The sequence below is a fragment of the Mesorhizobium sp. LNHC252B00 genome, from assembly GCF_000502955.1.
Classification (GTDB): domain Bacteria; phylum Pseudomonadota; class Alphaproteobacteria; order Rhizobiales; family Rhizobiaceae; genus Mesorhizobium.
In genome coordinates this window covers 18,897-32,202 of sequence record NZ_AYWO01000029.1, presented here as the reverse complement: position 1 = coordinate 32,202, position 13,306 = coordinate 18,897, and the positions used below count along the sequence as shown (strand labels likewise).

At 62.4% G+C, this 13,306-nt stretch carries 12 protein-coding genes, 2 tRNA genes and 4 pseudogenes; 7 read left to right on the top strand and 11 right to left on the bottom strand.

The window, feature by feature from the left end:
• Positions 1–8 precede the first annotated feature (8 nt).
• From X744_RS144710 to X744_RS144720, 4 genes and pseudogenes are all read right to left on the bottom strand, one after another.
• Positions 9–1,196 carry an amino acid ABC transporter permease gene (locus X744_RS144710; protein ID WP_023761948.1) on the bottom strand — a complete coding sequence of 396 codons (1,188 nt, stop codon included), beginning with the start codon at positions 1,194–1,196 and terminating at the stop codon, positions 9–11.
• A 63-nt stretch (positions 1,197–1,259) separates the two neighbouring features.
• Complete coding sequence (locus X744_RS144715; protein ID WP_023761947.1) at positions 1,260–2,288, bottom strand: amino acid ABC transporter substrate-binding protein; 1,029 nt, start codon at positions 2,286–2,288, stop codon at positions 1,260–1,262.
• Between the two features lie 400 nt (positions 2,289–2,688).
• Positions 2,689–3,536, bottom strand: a pseudogene (locus tag X744_RS01000000170220) (DUF2182 domain-containing protein).
• Positions 3,537–3,545: 9 nt separating this feature from the next.
• Complete coding sequence (locus X744_RS144720) at positions 3,546–4,181, bottom strand: DUF1326 domain-containing protein (RefSeq protein ID WP_023761946.1); 636 nt, start codon at positions 4,179–4,181, stop codon at positions 3,546–3,548.
• 601 nt (positions 4,182–4,782) lie between these two features.
• On the opposite strand from X744_RS144720, the gene X744_RS144725 reads away from it, so the two are divergent.
• The 5 genes from X744_RS144725 (at position 4,783) to X744_RS144745 (ending at position 8,936) form a co-directional block, all read left to right on the top strand.
• Positions 4,783–5,967 carry a cystathionine beta-lyase gene (locus tag X744_RS144725; RefSeq protein WP_023761945.1) on the top strand — a complete coding sequence of 395 codons (1,185 nt, stop codon included), beginning with the start codon at positions 4,783–4,785 and terminating at the stop codon, positions 5,965–5,967.
• Between the two features lie 144 nt (positions 5,968–6,111).
• Entirely contained in the window at positions 6,112–7,200 is a 1,089-nt protein-coding gene (locus tag X744_RS144730; RefSeq protein WP_023761944.1) for an HPP family protein, read from the top strand.
• A gap of 104 nt (positions 7,201–7,304) precedes the next feature.
• A complete protein-coding gene (locus tag X744_RS144735) occupies positions 7,305–7,976 on the top strand; it encodes an RNA polymerase sigma factor (RefSeq protein WP_023761943.1) in 672 nt (223 codons plus the stop codon).
• A gap of 115 nt (positions 7,977–8,091) precedes the next feature.
• Complete coding sequence (locus tag X744_RS144740; protein ID WP_023761942.1) at positions 8,092–8,616, top strand: DUF4142 domain-containing protein; 525 nt, start codon at positions 8,092–8,094, stop codon at positions 8,614–8,616.
• A gap of 11 nt (positions 8,617–8,627) precedes the next feature.
• Complete coding sequence (locus X744_RS144745; RefSeq protein WP_023761941.1) at positions 8,628–8,936, top strand: cupredoxin family copper-binding protein; 309 nt, start codon at positions 8,628–8,630, stop codon at positions 8,934–8,936.
• Here the strand turns inward: X744_RS144745 and X744_RS144750 are convergent.
• Positions 8,897–9,193: pseudogene (locus X744_RS144750) on the bottom strand (enoyl-CoA hydratase); the annotation flags it as partial. The gene X744_RS144745 and the pseudogene X744_RS144750 overlap by 40 nt on opposite strands.
• On the opposite strand from X744_RS144750, the gene X744_RS1000000176085 reads away from it, so the two are divergent.
• Positions 9,191–9,313 (top strand): hypothetical protein, encoded by a 123-nt coding sequence (locus X744_RS1000000176085; RefSeq protein ID WP_023761939.1) that lies wholly within the window; start codon positions 9,191–9,193, stop codon positions 9,311–9,313. The pseudogene X744_RS144750 and the gene X744_RS1000000176085 sit on opposite strands and share 3 nt — an antisense overlap.
• Here X744_RS1000000176085 and X744_RS01000000170215 read toward each other — a convergent pair.
• From X744_RS01000000170215 to X744_RS144770, 6 genes and pseudogenes are all read right to left on the bottom strand, one after another.
• A pseudogene (locus X744_RS01000000170215) lies at positions 9,310–9,765 on the bottom strand (SLC13 family permease); the annotation flags it as partial. The gene X744_RS1000000176085 and the pseudogene X744_RS01000000170215 overlap by 4 nt on opposite strands.
• A gap of 2 nt (positions 9,766–9,767) precedes the next feature.
• A pseudogene (locus X744_RS0138110) lies at positions 9,768–10,917 on the bottom strand (SLC13 family permease); the annotation flags it as partial.
• A 184-nt stretch (positions 10,918–11,101) separates the two neighbouring features.
• The gene (locus tag X744_RS144755) at positions 11,102–11,890 is read right to left on the bottom strand and encodes a GGDEF domain-containing protein (protein ID WP_023761938.1); all 789 of its coding nucleotides are present in this window, start codon (positions 11,888–11,890) and stop codon (positions 11,102–11,104) included.
• A 153-nt stretch (positions 11,891–12,043) separates the two neighbouring features.
• Complete coding sequence (locus tag X744_RS144760) at positions 12,044–12,268, bottom strand: hypothetical protein (RefSeq protein WP_023761937.1); 225 nt, start codon at positions 12,266–12,268, stop codon at positions 12,044–12,046.
• A 283-nt stretch (positions 12,269–12,551) separates the two neighbouring features.
• A tRNA-Arg gene (locus X744_RS144765) sits at positions 12,552–12,628 on the bottom strand.
• Between the two features lie 46 nt (positions 12,629–12,674).
• Entirely contained in the window at positions 12,675–12,980 is a 306-nt protein-coding gene (locus X744_RS144770; protein ID WP_023761936.1) for an ETC complex I subunit, read from the bottom strand.
• Positions 12,981–13,104: 124 nt separating this feature from the next.
• Between X744_RS144770 and X744_RS144775 the strand changes: the two genes are divergently transcribed.
• Positions 13,105–13,181, top strand: a tRNA-Pro gene (locus X744_RS144775).
• Positions 13,182–13,306: the final 125 nt, after the last annotated feature.

Genomic DNA, 13,306 nt, shown 5'->3' with positions numbered 1-13,306 from the left:
TCCTTACCTCACCTCTCCACCAGCGCCATCTTGGCGTTGAACCAGTTCATCACAAGCGAGGTCAGAAGGCTGATGGCCAGATAGATCACCATCATGATCACCACGCCCTCGACGGCCTGGCCGGTCTGGTTCAGCACCGTGCCGGCGGTGGCAGTCAGGTCCGGATAGCCGATGGCGATAGCGAGCGACGAGTTCTTGGTCAGATTGAGATACTGGCTGGTCAGCGGCGGAATGACTATGCGCATGGCTTGCGGCACGACGACCAGCCGCAGGATCGATCCGGGCCGCAACCCCAACGCGCCGGCAGCTTCCGTCTGGCCCTTGCTGACGCCCCTGATGCCGGCGCGTACGATCTCGGCAATGAAGGCGGCGGTATAGCAGGACAGCGCCAGATACAGCGACAGGAACTCCGGCCTGACCTGGAAGCCGCCGGTCAGGTTGAAGGTCGATTGCTTGGGGTAATCGAAGCTCAAGGGGAAGCCGCTCAACACATAGGCGAGCAGAGGCAGCCCGACGATCACCGCGGCGGACGTCCAAAACACCGGAAATTGCTGGCCGGTCGCCATCTGCCGTTGCCGCGCCTTGCGCGCGACGAACCACGCCATGGCGATGCCGACAAGCAGAGCGACGAAGATAAGCCAGGAGCCGTCGCCCCACACGGCGCGCGGAAAATAGAAGCCGCGCTGGTTGAGGAAGGAGCCGAACGGCAGATTGATGCTCTCGCGCGGCGGCGGCAGTACGGCAAGCACGCCGGAATACCAGAAGAAGATGACCAGCAGCGGCGGGATGTTGCGGAACACCTCGACATAGACCGTGCAGATCTTCCTGATCAGCCAGTTTTGCGAAAGCCGGCCGATGCCGACAATGAAGCCGATGATTGTCGCGGTGATGATGCCGACGACGGCGACGATCACGGTGTTGAGGAAGCCGACCAGGATGGCGCGGCCATAGGTCGAATCCGATGAATAGGCGATGGCGCTCTCGCTGATGTCGAAGCCGGCGCGGCCCTTGAGGAAGCCGAAGCCCGACGCGATGCGCAGCCGGGTCAGATTGTCGATGACGTTATGGGCAATCCACCAGACGCCAGCCACCAACACAACGACGACCACCGCCTGGAAGAATATGCCCCGGACTCTTGGATCGTTGATGAAGGAACCTCGGCTGGGCTCCTCGCGAAGAACTTCCTGCGATGCCATTCGACCGTCCCCTGGAAAGAGAAACCGGGAAGCAGACGACCTGCCTCCCGGATCACATTTCGATCAGCGGATCGGCGGAGAGTACTGCAGGCCGCCCTTGGTCCACAGTGCGTTGATGCCGCGGGCGATCTTCAGCGGGCTGCCCGAACCGACATTGCGGTCGAACATTTCGCCATAATTGCCCACGGCCTTGACGATGTTGACGACCCAGTCGTTGGAGACGCCGAGATCGGTACCGATCTTGGTATCGGCTTCCTGGCCAAGCACGCGCTTGATCTCCGGGCTGGGCGAGTTCTTCATTTCGTCGACATTGGCCTTGGTGATGCCAAGCTCTTCCGCCTGCAACAGAGCGAAATAGGTCCACTTGACGATGTGGTACCACTGGTCGTCACCCTGGCGCACGGCCGGTCCGAGCGGCTCCTTGGAGATGATCTCGGGCAGCACGACGTGGTCGGCCGGCGAGTCCAGCGTCAGGCGGATGCCGTAGAGGCCCGACTGGTCGGTGGTGTAGACGTCGCAACGGCCGGCGTTATAGGCGGCGTTGACCTCTTCCAGCTTTTCGAAGACGACCGGACTGTACTCCATCTTGTTGGCCTTGAAATAGTCGGCCAGATTGAGCTCGGTGGTGGTGCCGCTCTGCACGCAGACGGCGGCGCCGGAAAGCTGCAACGCCGAATTGACGCCCGGCAGCTTCTTGGCATTGATCATGAAACCCTGGCCGTCATAGTAGGTGACGCCGACGAAATTCAGGCCAAGCGCCGTGTCGCGATTGATGGTCCAGGTGGTGTTGCGCGACAGGATGTCGACCTCACCGGACTGCAGTGCCGTGAACCGCTCCTTGGCGCTGAGCGGCGTGAACTTGACCTTGGTGCCGTCACCAAACACGGCGGCTGCGACAGCGCGGCAGAAATCCGCATCGATGCCTTGCCACTCACCCTTGTCGTCCGGCGCCGAGAAGCCGGCCAGGCCTGTCGAGACGCCGCACTGGATGAAACCCTTCGCCTTGACGGTGTCGAGCGTGGCCGCCGACGCGGCCGACGCCATCAACCCAAGCGTGGCGGCGCCAAGAATGCCGATAGCAATATGTTTCATGACCCACAGACCCTTTTCTCTGTTTTCAGGGCAAACCCTGACTTTTTTCCCGTGTGAATGCTGTTCCCGTTCCGGCCCATTCCCGGCACCCCGCATCGTAACCGACGCGCCACCTCCCATTCACGAATGTCATCGAAGGCGATAATTCCTGTGAGGTCAAGGGAAATGACCTAAACTGAAAGAGTTTGAAACCGATTGCCGCAAATGCCTGAATTGCAGACAACGCGCCCGCGAATTAGTCAGCAGCGCAAACAAGCCGGCAAAGCTCATGCAACGCAAATGCAGGCCGCGGCAGCCGCAATTCATCCCAGGCAATACCTAGGCGTTACTGACTCGGCGCAACGGTATCCAACACATACTGGGCGGTCGCCAGCCAACACAGCCTTGAGACAAGACCGTTTCAAAGCGCCCGAAAAACGAGCCAGGTTCCGATAGCAGCCATCGACGCGCCGGAAACGCGCGGAATCAACTGGCCGGTCGGGACCGTTTTCTCCAGCAAGACAAGGATGGCGATGCCGGCGATCCACAGCACGTTCATGACGCCGCCGACGAACAGCAGAGCCATCAGCGCCCAGCAGCAACCCAGACAATAGGCGCCATGATCGACGCCGAGCTGAAGCGCGCCGAGCGGAGCGGAGCGGAACCCGCAATGGCTGGCCAGGAACGCGATCGGCGCCTGACATTGACGCAGGCAGACGCCCTTCATCGCTGTCCATTGATAGAGGCCAGCGGCGATCAGGACGAAGCCACCGAGGATCGCGCTGTCGGTCGCGGATCGAGCAGGGCAAAACGGGCGAGCAGCCATTGCGCGCCGGTCGCCACAATGCTGAACACGATCCAGACGGAGAGGTAGCCGGCAAAAAACCACCCCGTCGAAGCGATGGGCCGGCCGTCCGCCCGCGCCTTGCGGGCGACGCCGGCATAGAGCAGCAGCATCGGCGCGACCGAAGGCGTCATCATGCCGACCATCATCACCGCCCACATTGTGAAGATGAAAGCGAAATCCGCCAGTGCCCATGCCCGGAAACCGGGCGCCACGGCGGCGCCCATATCCATCCGGCCCATGTTCGACATGTCCACTCCGGACATGTCACTGCCTGCGCCGTCCGGCAGGGGGGAGCCGGGCATGACCATGTGGGCGGCGAGCCACAGCACGTAGGCCCAGGCAAGCACAGCAATCACGACGAGCGCGGCCGTCACGACCGCGCGGTCGCGCCGCAGCACCGCCTCAAGGGCCGTGTCGGTCATCGGATCAGCTCAATGCACGATGCCGCTCTGCGTGAGATGCAGATTGGCGAAATGGCTGTGCGAATCGGCCAGTTCGAACTTGATCGGGCCCGTCGTCTTGGTCCAGCCACGCCCGACTTCGGCGATCGCGTATTCGAAACCGTGCGGCAGGTCGATGCGCGCCCGGTGTTCCGCGCCGGTGACCGGATTCTTGATCGGCTCGCCATGGCCATCGGTCACACCCTTGACGTGCAACCGCCCGGTTCGCGCCTCGACGTCGACGTTGAAATCGATCGGGGCGAAGATCGGATCGTGGAATTTTTCCAGCGTGGTCGAAAAGACCTGGAATATCGTCGCACCCGGTTCGGTGTCCATACCGCCCAATATGCGAAGCAGCGCTCCGCGCTGGGCTTCGGTTGCCCTCTCGTCGATAACCACCGCGGCTTCGCCCCTGCCCTGGTGTATGGCGCCGGGCCAGCGGAAAATCCCGACGAACCGCAATCCGTCGAGCTTGGTGTCGCCGTGATGGCCGCTCTCGATTTCCATGCCAGCAACGGCCTCGCAGAAACCGTATGTCGGCATGGCGTTGAACTGGCACGGGCAGCCATAAGCGCAATTGCAGTTGATGAACTCGCGCGCCTTCATGGTCCATTTGACGTCGGGCATGGCATTCCTCCCCTTGCCGCGCTCACGCTTCATGAGCGCGATCCGGATCGTGGAGGACCAGAAGTCCAACCGGCAACAACCATCCGGCAGCATCTGATCGAAGCAATCCGGCGATTAATATTAGCAGACAATTATATATCTTCCGCAGCCGGCCACAATAGGCCGATCGGCTGAGATAGGGCTCCGAACTCAGGTTAACGAAAGACCTGACGACAGCCAGTTCGGCGGTGTCGGCAGCTTTTGTGCCGGTAGCTTTTTCATGATAGGAATTTTTTCTTGATTCCGTGACCTCAGCTATGGTATATATTTGTCTAAGGTGCCGATTTGCGCCAGTGACCCGTCGCGCAGGCGGGTTTTTCGTTTGATGCTCCGTCAGCCAACGCGCCGGCGAAGGAACCCGTTGACCCGAGTTCGTAGCCCTGTCGGCGGAGACCGGCGCATCTGCCGGCAACGCACCGCCGGGGTCGCGCCGCACCCAAATCGCCACCTTTTGCCGCGACGAATTGGCATATTCGAAGTCCATCCCCTGGCGGCCGGTGGCTGTTGCACGGTCCATGACGCCGCACTATGGCTAGCGGCTTGTCAAACAAGGCGACGCAGAATGGCGAAAGACGGCAGCGGGCACGTTAGCGGCGAGATGGGCATCAACACGCGGCTTGCCCATTCAGGCAACAATCCGCATGACTATTTCGGCTTCGTCAATCCGCCGGTGGTGCATGCCTCGACCGTGCTCTATCGAGACGCGGCGTCGATGGCGGCACGCAGCCAGAAATACACCTACGGCACGCGCGGCACGCCGACGACCGATGCCCTTGCCCACGCCATAGACGCGTTGGAAGGCTCGGCCGGCACGATCGTGGTGCCGTCGGGGCTTGCGGCGGTAACCGTGCCGCTGCTCGCCTTCGTGTCGGCTGGCGACCATCTGCTGATCGTCGATAGCGTCTATCACCCGACCCGCAACTTCGCCGACACGATGCTGAAGCGACTGGGTGTCGACGTCGAGTACTATGCCCCCGAGGTCGGCGCCGGCATCGCGGCGTTGATCAAGCCCAACACCAAGGTGGTGTTCACGGAATCGCCAGCGTCCAACACTTTCGAGGTGCAGGACATCCCGGCCATCGTCAAGGCGGCGCACGCCGCAGGCGCTATCGTCATGATGGACAACACCTGGGCGACGCCGCTGTATTTCCGTCCGCTCGACCATGGCGTCGACATTTCGATCCATGCAGCGACGAAGTACCCGGCCGGCCATTCCGACGTGCTGCTTGGCACGGTGTCGGCCAATGAGAGCTGCTGGAAGCATCTTTATGAGAGCTTCTGCACGCTTGGCTGCTGCGCCGGGCCCGACGATGTCTACCAGGTGCTGCGCGGCCTGCGCACCATGGGCGTGCGCCTGGAGCACCATCAGCGCAGCACACTCGCCATCGCCTCCTGGCTCGAAGGCCAGGAAGGCGTGGCGCGCGTGCTCCACCCTGCCCTTCCCAGCCACCCGGATCACGCTTTGTGGAAGCGCGACTTCTCCGGCTCCAGCGGCATCTTTTCCATCGTGCTTGCCGGCGGCGGCCAGAAGCAGCAGCACGCCTTCCTAGACGCGTTGCGGATCTTCGGCCTCGGTTATTCCTGGGGCGGCTATGAGAGCCTTGCGGTGCCGGTCTGGCTCGGCGACCGTGTTGTCGCGAAAGCGCCCTATGAGGGCCCGTTGATCCGGCTGCAGATCGGCCTCGAGGATGTCGACGACTTGAAGGCCGACATTTCGCGCGGCCTGACCGCCGCGGCGACAGCCTGAACGATCAGAAGTCACGGAATTCTATTCCCACAAAACGCAACTTCGCGGATCGATTTGGCTTTCAAATCCCATGAGATCGCGCCATTGCGTTGCGATCATCACGATTTCTACTTCCCCTGGAATACGGCAGAGTTTTTCGACGTCATGGCGTTCCGCCTCTTTGTTCCCATTCTTGCCGGCGCGACGCTGCGCGAACGCCTCGTCGCCTGTATCGGCGCGACGGTCGGCATTGCGCTCACCGGTGTCATCGCCAGCCTCGTGCTCGGCAACGGTCCGCACGTGCCGCTGCTGGTGGCGCCGATGGGGGCGTCGGCCGTGCTCCTGTTCGCCGTGCCCGCCAGCCCGCTGGCGCAGCCATGGTCGATCATCGGCGGCAACACGATTTCGGCACTGGTCGGCGTGATCGTGGCGCATTTCATCCACGAAACCGCCCTTGCCACCGGCATCGCGGTGGCACTGGCCATCGCCGCAATGTCGTTCACGCGTTGCCTGCATCCGCCAGGCGGGGCGGCCGCCCTGACCGCGGTGCTGGGAGGGCCCGCCGTCATCAGCGCCGGCTTCCTGTTTCCGTTCGTGCCGGTGGCGCTGAACTCGATCCTGCTGGTGGCGCTCGGCTACGGCTTCCACAGACTGGCCCGGCGCAATTATCCGCATGTGCCGGCTGCAGCGCCAACGAATAGCCACGGCACCAGCGATCCGCCTGCACAGTCGCGCGTCGGCTTCCGGTCCGAAGACATCGATGCCGCGCTTGGCGCACTCGACGAGACGTTCGATATCGATCGCAGCGATCTCGACCGGCTGCTGCGGCAAGTGGAATTGCAGGCGATGGTGCGCGCGCACAAGACCGTTCTGTGCGAGGACATCATGTCGCGCGATGTGATTTCGGTCGACGCACACACCTCAGCCGAGGCGGCGCGCCAATTGCTGCTTGACCACAACATCCGCACCTTGCCGGTCGTCAACGCGGAGGCAAGGCTGGCGGGCACCGTGGGATTGCGGGAACTGACCCAGGCCTGCGGTTCGATTGCATCCGTGATATCGCCCGCCGCGACCGCCGGCGCCGATTTCGCCGCCATGGGCCTGCTGCCGGTGCTCACCGACGGCCGCAGCCACGCGGTGATCATCGTCGACGACGACGAGCGGATTCTTGGGCTGATCACCCAGACCGATCTCCTGGCGGCAACGGCGCGCCTGCAGGCTGCTGACAAGCCTTCATTGGATGCGGTAGCTTAACCCCACCGGACCCGGAGAAAGATCGTCGGGAACCTTTTGCCGGCAACAGCGTCCAATCTCTCAATCGAGGTTCCGGTCCAGAGATCGGGTTGAGGAAACTGGCCATGCCTGCTGTTTTGACGGCCGTGTCTTCTGCATCAGGCGACGTGCAACTCGTGCGACGCGCCCTGGCGCGCGAGGGCGATGCCTTCCGCACCATCATCAAGACGCACAATCAACGGCTCTACAGGATCGCGCGTGGCGTCATGCGCAATGACAGCGAGGCCGAGGACATCGTGCAGGAGGCCTATGTCAGGGCGTTCGCCCATCTCGATGCCTTTCGCGGCGACTCTTCGCTGGCCACATGGCTGTCGCGCATCGTCATCAACGAGGCGCTCGGCCGTCTGCGCAAGAGGCGCCGAACGGTAGCAATGCCGGAAAACCCGCAAGCCGAGATCATCCGGTTCCCCCTCAACCCCAGCGACGATCCGGAACGGACGATGGCGCAACGGCAGATCCTCCAACTGGTCGAACAGGCCACCGACAGCCTTCCCGATGTCTACCGGACTGTGTTCGTGGCACGTGTGATCGAGGGGCTGAGCATCGAAGAGACCGCCGATCTGCTCGGCGTGCGGCCGCAAACCGTCAAGACAAGGCTGCACCGCGCCCGTGCCCTGGTGCGCAAGGCGCTGGACGACCAGATCGGGCCGGTGCTGCTCGATGCCTTCCCCTTCGCCGGCCGCCGTTGCGAAAGGCTTACCAGCGCGGTCATGCGGCGGCTCGGGCTGGAGAGCTGACCCCGGCGGATTCAGTTTATTTTGACGGGAACGTTTGCCGCCGTCCCGCATCCAATGATCGTCAACCGAAAAACACTGTCCGGCGCGACCCCTGCGTCCGGGCGAAGGAGATACCATGCTAATCCGATATACCGCTGCGCTGGCCGCCCTGCTGCTGCTTGGCACTGCCCCATTTGCGCAAGCCGCCGACAAGCCGACCGACCCGCAGATCGCCCATATCGCCTACACCGCCGGCGTGCTCGATGTGGAGGCCGCCAAGCAGGCGATCAAGAAATCCAAGAACAAGGAAGTCGTGGACTTCGCCAAGGACATGATCCGCGACCATGAGGCGGTGAACGTGCAGGCGCTCGATCTGGTCAAGAAACTCAAGGTCACGCCGGAAAACAACGCTACCAGCAAGGCGTTGACCAAAGCGGCGGAGGAGGAGCGGGCGAAACTCGCCAAGCTCAAGGGCGCGGCCTTCGACAAGGCTTATGTCGACAATGAGGTGGCCTATCACAAGCAGGTCGACGGCGCTCTTGAAACGCTGCTCATTCCGTCGGCGCAGAATGCCGAATTGAAGAGCCTGCTGGAAACCGGGCTGAAGATTTTCCAGGGCCATGAGCAGCATGCCGAACACGTCGCCGGCATGCTGAAGTAAGGACCGGGAGCATGCCGAAACGCCCTCTGTGGATTGCGATGATGCTGGCCGTCGGCATCATTCCGGCGCAAGCTGAAACGATCCGGGTCACCATCGACAAATTGGTGTTCTCGCCGGCCACCGTCGGGGCCAAGGTCGGCGACACGATCGAGTGGGTGAACAAGGATATGTTCGCCCACACGGCCACGGTGAAAGGTGGCTGGGAAGTGATGATCCCGCCGAAGAAATCCGGAAGCCTGACGTTGAAGGCGGCGGGACCGGTCGACTATTTCTGCCGCTTTCACCCCAACATGAAAGGCCGCTTGGTGGTGGCGCCCTGATCCGACGCCAGCGAGGCTCGCCTGGTCTCCTCAGGCCGCGCGATATGTGCCCATGCGCCGCCATAGCGCGGCTCGCGCCGCTCGATCCAGGCATCGAGCCCTTCGCGCAAATCGGCGGTCGAGGCCATGCGGGCGAACTGCTCGGCCTCGACCAGCAGGCCGTCGGTGATGCTCTGATTGAGGCCGCGCGCCACCGCCGTTAGGATGCTGGCGATCGCCGGTTCGGAGTGCCGCAAGCCTTGGCGCGCTAGATCGTGCTGCTGATCGACGGCTCCTTTTCGATCATGCTGATCCACCGCAATCTCGATTATATCGAGGCGGCCGGCCGCGCCGCAGCGACGCTTGTGCGGGCGCGAACTTCAAGCAGCCAGGTCTAGAACCCAAACGCCAGCCATGCCGTGCCCATACCAAGCGTTATCAGCGTCAATGGCAAGCCGATCTTGAAGAAGGCGCCGAACGACAGCGGCGTGCCGGCGGCCCGTGCCTGTTCGGCGACGATCAGATTGGCGACCGAACCAAGCAGCGTGAAATTGCCGGCCAGCGTCGAGCTCATGGCGACGACCAGCCAGGCGCGCTCGGGGTTTTCGAGGCCGGGTATGAAGGGCCGCAGCGCCAGCACGGCCGGGACATTGCTCATGATGTTGGAGAGCACCGCGGTGAAGCCGGACAGGCGCCAGACATCGTCGAGACCGATGTTCTTCGCCGCGGCAATCATATCTGAGGTAAGAAGCGTCTTTTCGGCGCCGGCGACGACAATGAACAGGCCGGCGAACATGAACAGCAGCGGACCGTCGATCTCGCGGTAGATGCGTTCCGGCTTGATGGCGCGNCCAGCACGGCCGGGACATTGCTCATGATGTTGGAGAGCACCGCGGTGAAGCCGGACAGGCGCCAGACATCGTCCAGCCCGAGATTCTTTGCCGAAGCGATCATGTCTGATGTCAGCAGCGTTCTTTCGGCGCCGGCGACGACAATGAACAGGCCGGCGAACATGAACAGCAGCGGACCGTCGATCTCGCGGTAGATGCGTTCCGGCTTGATGGCACGGGTGAGCAAGAGGATCGCGCCGCCGACGAGGGCTGCCTTGGCGACGGGCACGCCGGCGAAGAAGGCAATTGCCAGTCCGATGCAGACCACCACCGCCTTCAGCACCTGCCGCTTATGCATGCGGCCGCGCGCGACCTCGGGCGTCAGTTGGACCGTGCGTGCGAATTCGGCCCGGTAGACGACGCGGATGATGACGACCACCGCGACGAGGCCGAACAACGCGACCGGAGCGAGTGCTGCCGAAAAGGCCGGATAGGAAATGCCCGACAGCGCGCCGATGACCATGTTTTGCGGATTGCCGGTGATGGTGGCGACGCTGCCGCAATTCGACGCGGTGGCGGTGGCGATCAGATAGGGGATCGGGTTGCGCTTGATGATGCGGGTGACGTGGACGACGATCGGCGCCATGACAAGGCAGATGGCGTCGTTGACCAGGAAGGCCGACAGCACGCCGGTCAGCAGCGTCACCATCACCAAAAGCATGAAGGGCGCATGCGCATGTTCGATGGCGATGGCGCCAAGGCCGCGAAAAGCGCCCGACACTTTCAGATGCGCGACCACGATCATCATGCCGAGCAGNGATGGCGATGGCGCCAAGGCCGCGAAAAGCGCCCGACACTTTCAGATGCGCGACCACGATCATCATGCCGAGCAGCAGCGTGATGGTGTCGAAATTGATCGCCCGGTAGGCGTCCTCCATGCTGAGCGCGCCGATGGCGATCATCGCCGCCCCGCCGAGCAACGCGATCCCCGCACGGTCGAGACGCANCCGGTAGGCGTCCTCCATGCTGAGCGCGCCGATGGCGATCATCGCCGCCCCGCCGAGCAACGCGATCCCCGCACGGTCGAGGCGCAGGCCGGGGATGCGGCCAACGGCGACACCGGCGTAAGTCAGGACAAGGATCAGCAGGGCCGCCGCGCTCATCAATGTCATGCGAAGGAGGCCCTGCTCGATTCGTCCAGCCCCGGCAGGGCTGCGGACACTTTAGCGCGATGTCGGCAAAGCGAAAGCGCCGAAGCCTTCACAAATCAGTGGGGTGTTCGAGGTTCTTGTCCACAATTGTGACAGGACACGACGGTTTTCCAGGTTGCGATGACCACCCATGATTGGACTAATCTCAATGCACGGTGGTGACGCTGGGTTGAGGCACCGGGGCGGTCCCCGCCGGATCGAAGCTGACCTGATCGCGCCCGTTCGACTTTGCCGTGTAAAGCCTTCTGTCGGCGGCGGAGAAAATTTCCTCATAGGTGATCGGGCCGGTAAAACTCGCGCCGCCGATGCTGACGGAAAGCGGGCAAGGTCTGCCGCCGGGCGAAAAGTCCATCTCCCTGATACGTCGGCGGATGCTTTCGGCAACCATCCAGGATTGCGAGGGATCTACGCCGGGAAGAAACACGCCGAATTCTTCGCCGCCGATGCGGCCGACAATATCGCCGCCACGCAATTGCCCCTTGATCGCCTGCGCTATCAGCTTGAGCGCCTGGTCGCCGCAGTCGTGGCCCAGGCGGTCGTTGATCAACTTGAAATGGTCGGCGTCGATGATCAGCAGTGCCCCCGAACGGGTCTGCTCCTCCTTGCGGGTCTGCTCCAAATAGGCCTCGACCAGCATCGAGAAGGCACCACGGTTCAGCACCGCCGTCAGGCTGTCGGTCGCGGCAATGACGCTCAGGTCGCGCTGCGCGATAGCCAGCTGGCGTATCTTCCACATGAGGAAAAACAGGAAGGATCCGCCCAGCGCCAAAGGCAGCAGCAGGTCCGTCATCTGTGCCCGCCACACGGCTTCGCGCGACAGATAGGGGAAATTAAAGGAATCGACGAAGAACGCCACGGCAATGAAGAATGCCGTACCGGCCGTGGTCACAGCGATCACCCTGCCCCAACTCGTCGGCGACAGATCGATCCTCATCGCGTTCAACTCCGTTAGTCGACGCGACTATGACGGACCAACGCAAACAAATTGATAAGACTTTCCCTCCAATTGAATAGCGCGCGGCAACGGCCGCCGCCGGCGGCCGCGCTGGCTCCCACGTTAAGAATTTCGGGCTGGTGCAGGGAAATGTCAGCGGTTGGAGGCCTGTTCGCCCAGCGTCTCGAGGACGAAGGATGCCGCGATCAGATCGTCGGCATCCAGCCGTAGGGAGCCGTCGCCAGGTCCCATGATGGCGGCGACCTTGTGAAACGTTTTCATCTCATGGTCGGAAATTTCCGCATCCCGCATTCTCGCCTTGAGTTCAGCGATACGCCGCCCCAACGAAGGGGACGTTCCAATTTCACGTTTCGACATAACCTGGATACTCCTACCCCAACCCGCGCTTGTTTTGCCCCTGCCCATTCGCCGGCCCCGCACATTGCCTTTTTATGAGGCACCGCGAATACAAGGCCCCGAACGCGCTATGGGAGCTAAGGTTCCAATCCCGCCAGATCACGAAATAATTCCGCATCGCCGCGCCCAATCGGCTGCAAGCCCAGACTAGGCTCGCTGCCGCATGGAGTTGCGGCGCTGGCAGTCGCTGGATGCCAGGACTTGCGGCGTAGATCAGATCACCGGCACAAGTCTTTGAAATTATTGGCGATCCCGACAGGATTCGAACCTGTGACCATCGGCTTAGAAGGCCGGTGCTCTATCCAGCTGAGCTACGGGACCGCTGGCCGGCCGTTGGGCCGGCTGGATACTTGACGCTGGCTGCCGTTCAATGCGTCCAGGGCGTCCTGCGGTCATAGCGGAAATTCTCCGCATAGGAAATCTGGCGGCGCTTGGTCTCTTTCGGCTCCTCGACGCGGTAGGCGAGCCCTTCCTTTTCGGCATAAGCCACCGCCTCTTCGCGTGTATCGAAGGTGAGCCTGATCTGGCTTCTCGTGTCTCGCGACGTCGTATAGCCCATCAGCGGGTCGATCTTCTTGCGCGTCTCGGGGTCGAATTCCAGCACCCAGTAGCCGGTCTTGGCCGTGCCGGACTGCATCGCGGTTTTGGCAGGGCTGAAAATGCGCGCGGACATGGCCACCTCGTTATTGTGCAAGGCAGCATCGCCGCCCTTCGACCGTCATTACTGCGCAATGCGCATGGCGGCAAGGTTTTTGCACTTGCCATGCTCCACTGAAATGAATAGGCAACAGACCGTTCGGAGTGTAGCGCAGCCTGGTAGCGCATCTGGTTTGGGACCAGAGGGTCGGGAGTTCGAATCTCTCCACTCCGACCACTCCCTGAAAAATTGCAAATGCCCCGGGCGCAAATGCGTGTTCGCCCTGCGCCAACTCCGGCGGTCGGCCTTGTCGCAACAGCTTGCCGGTGCAAGTCTGAGGGCAGCAATGCGGGTGCCATTGC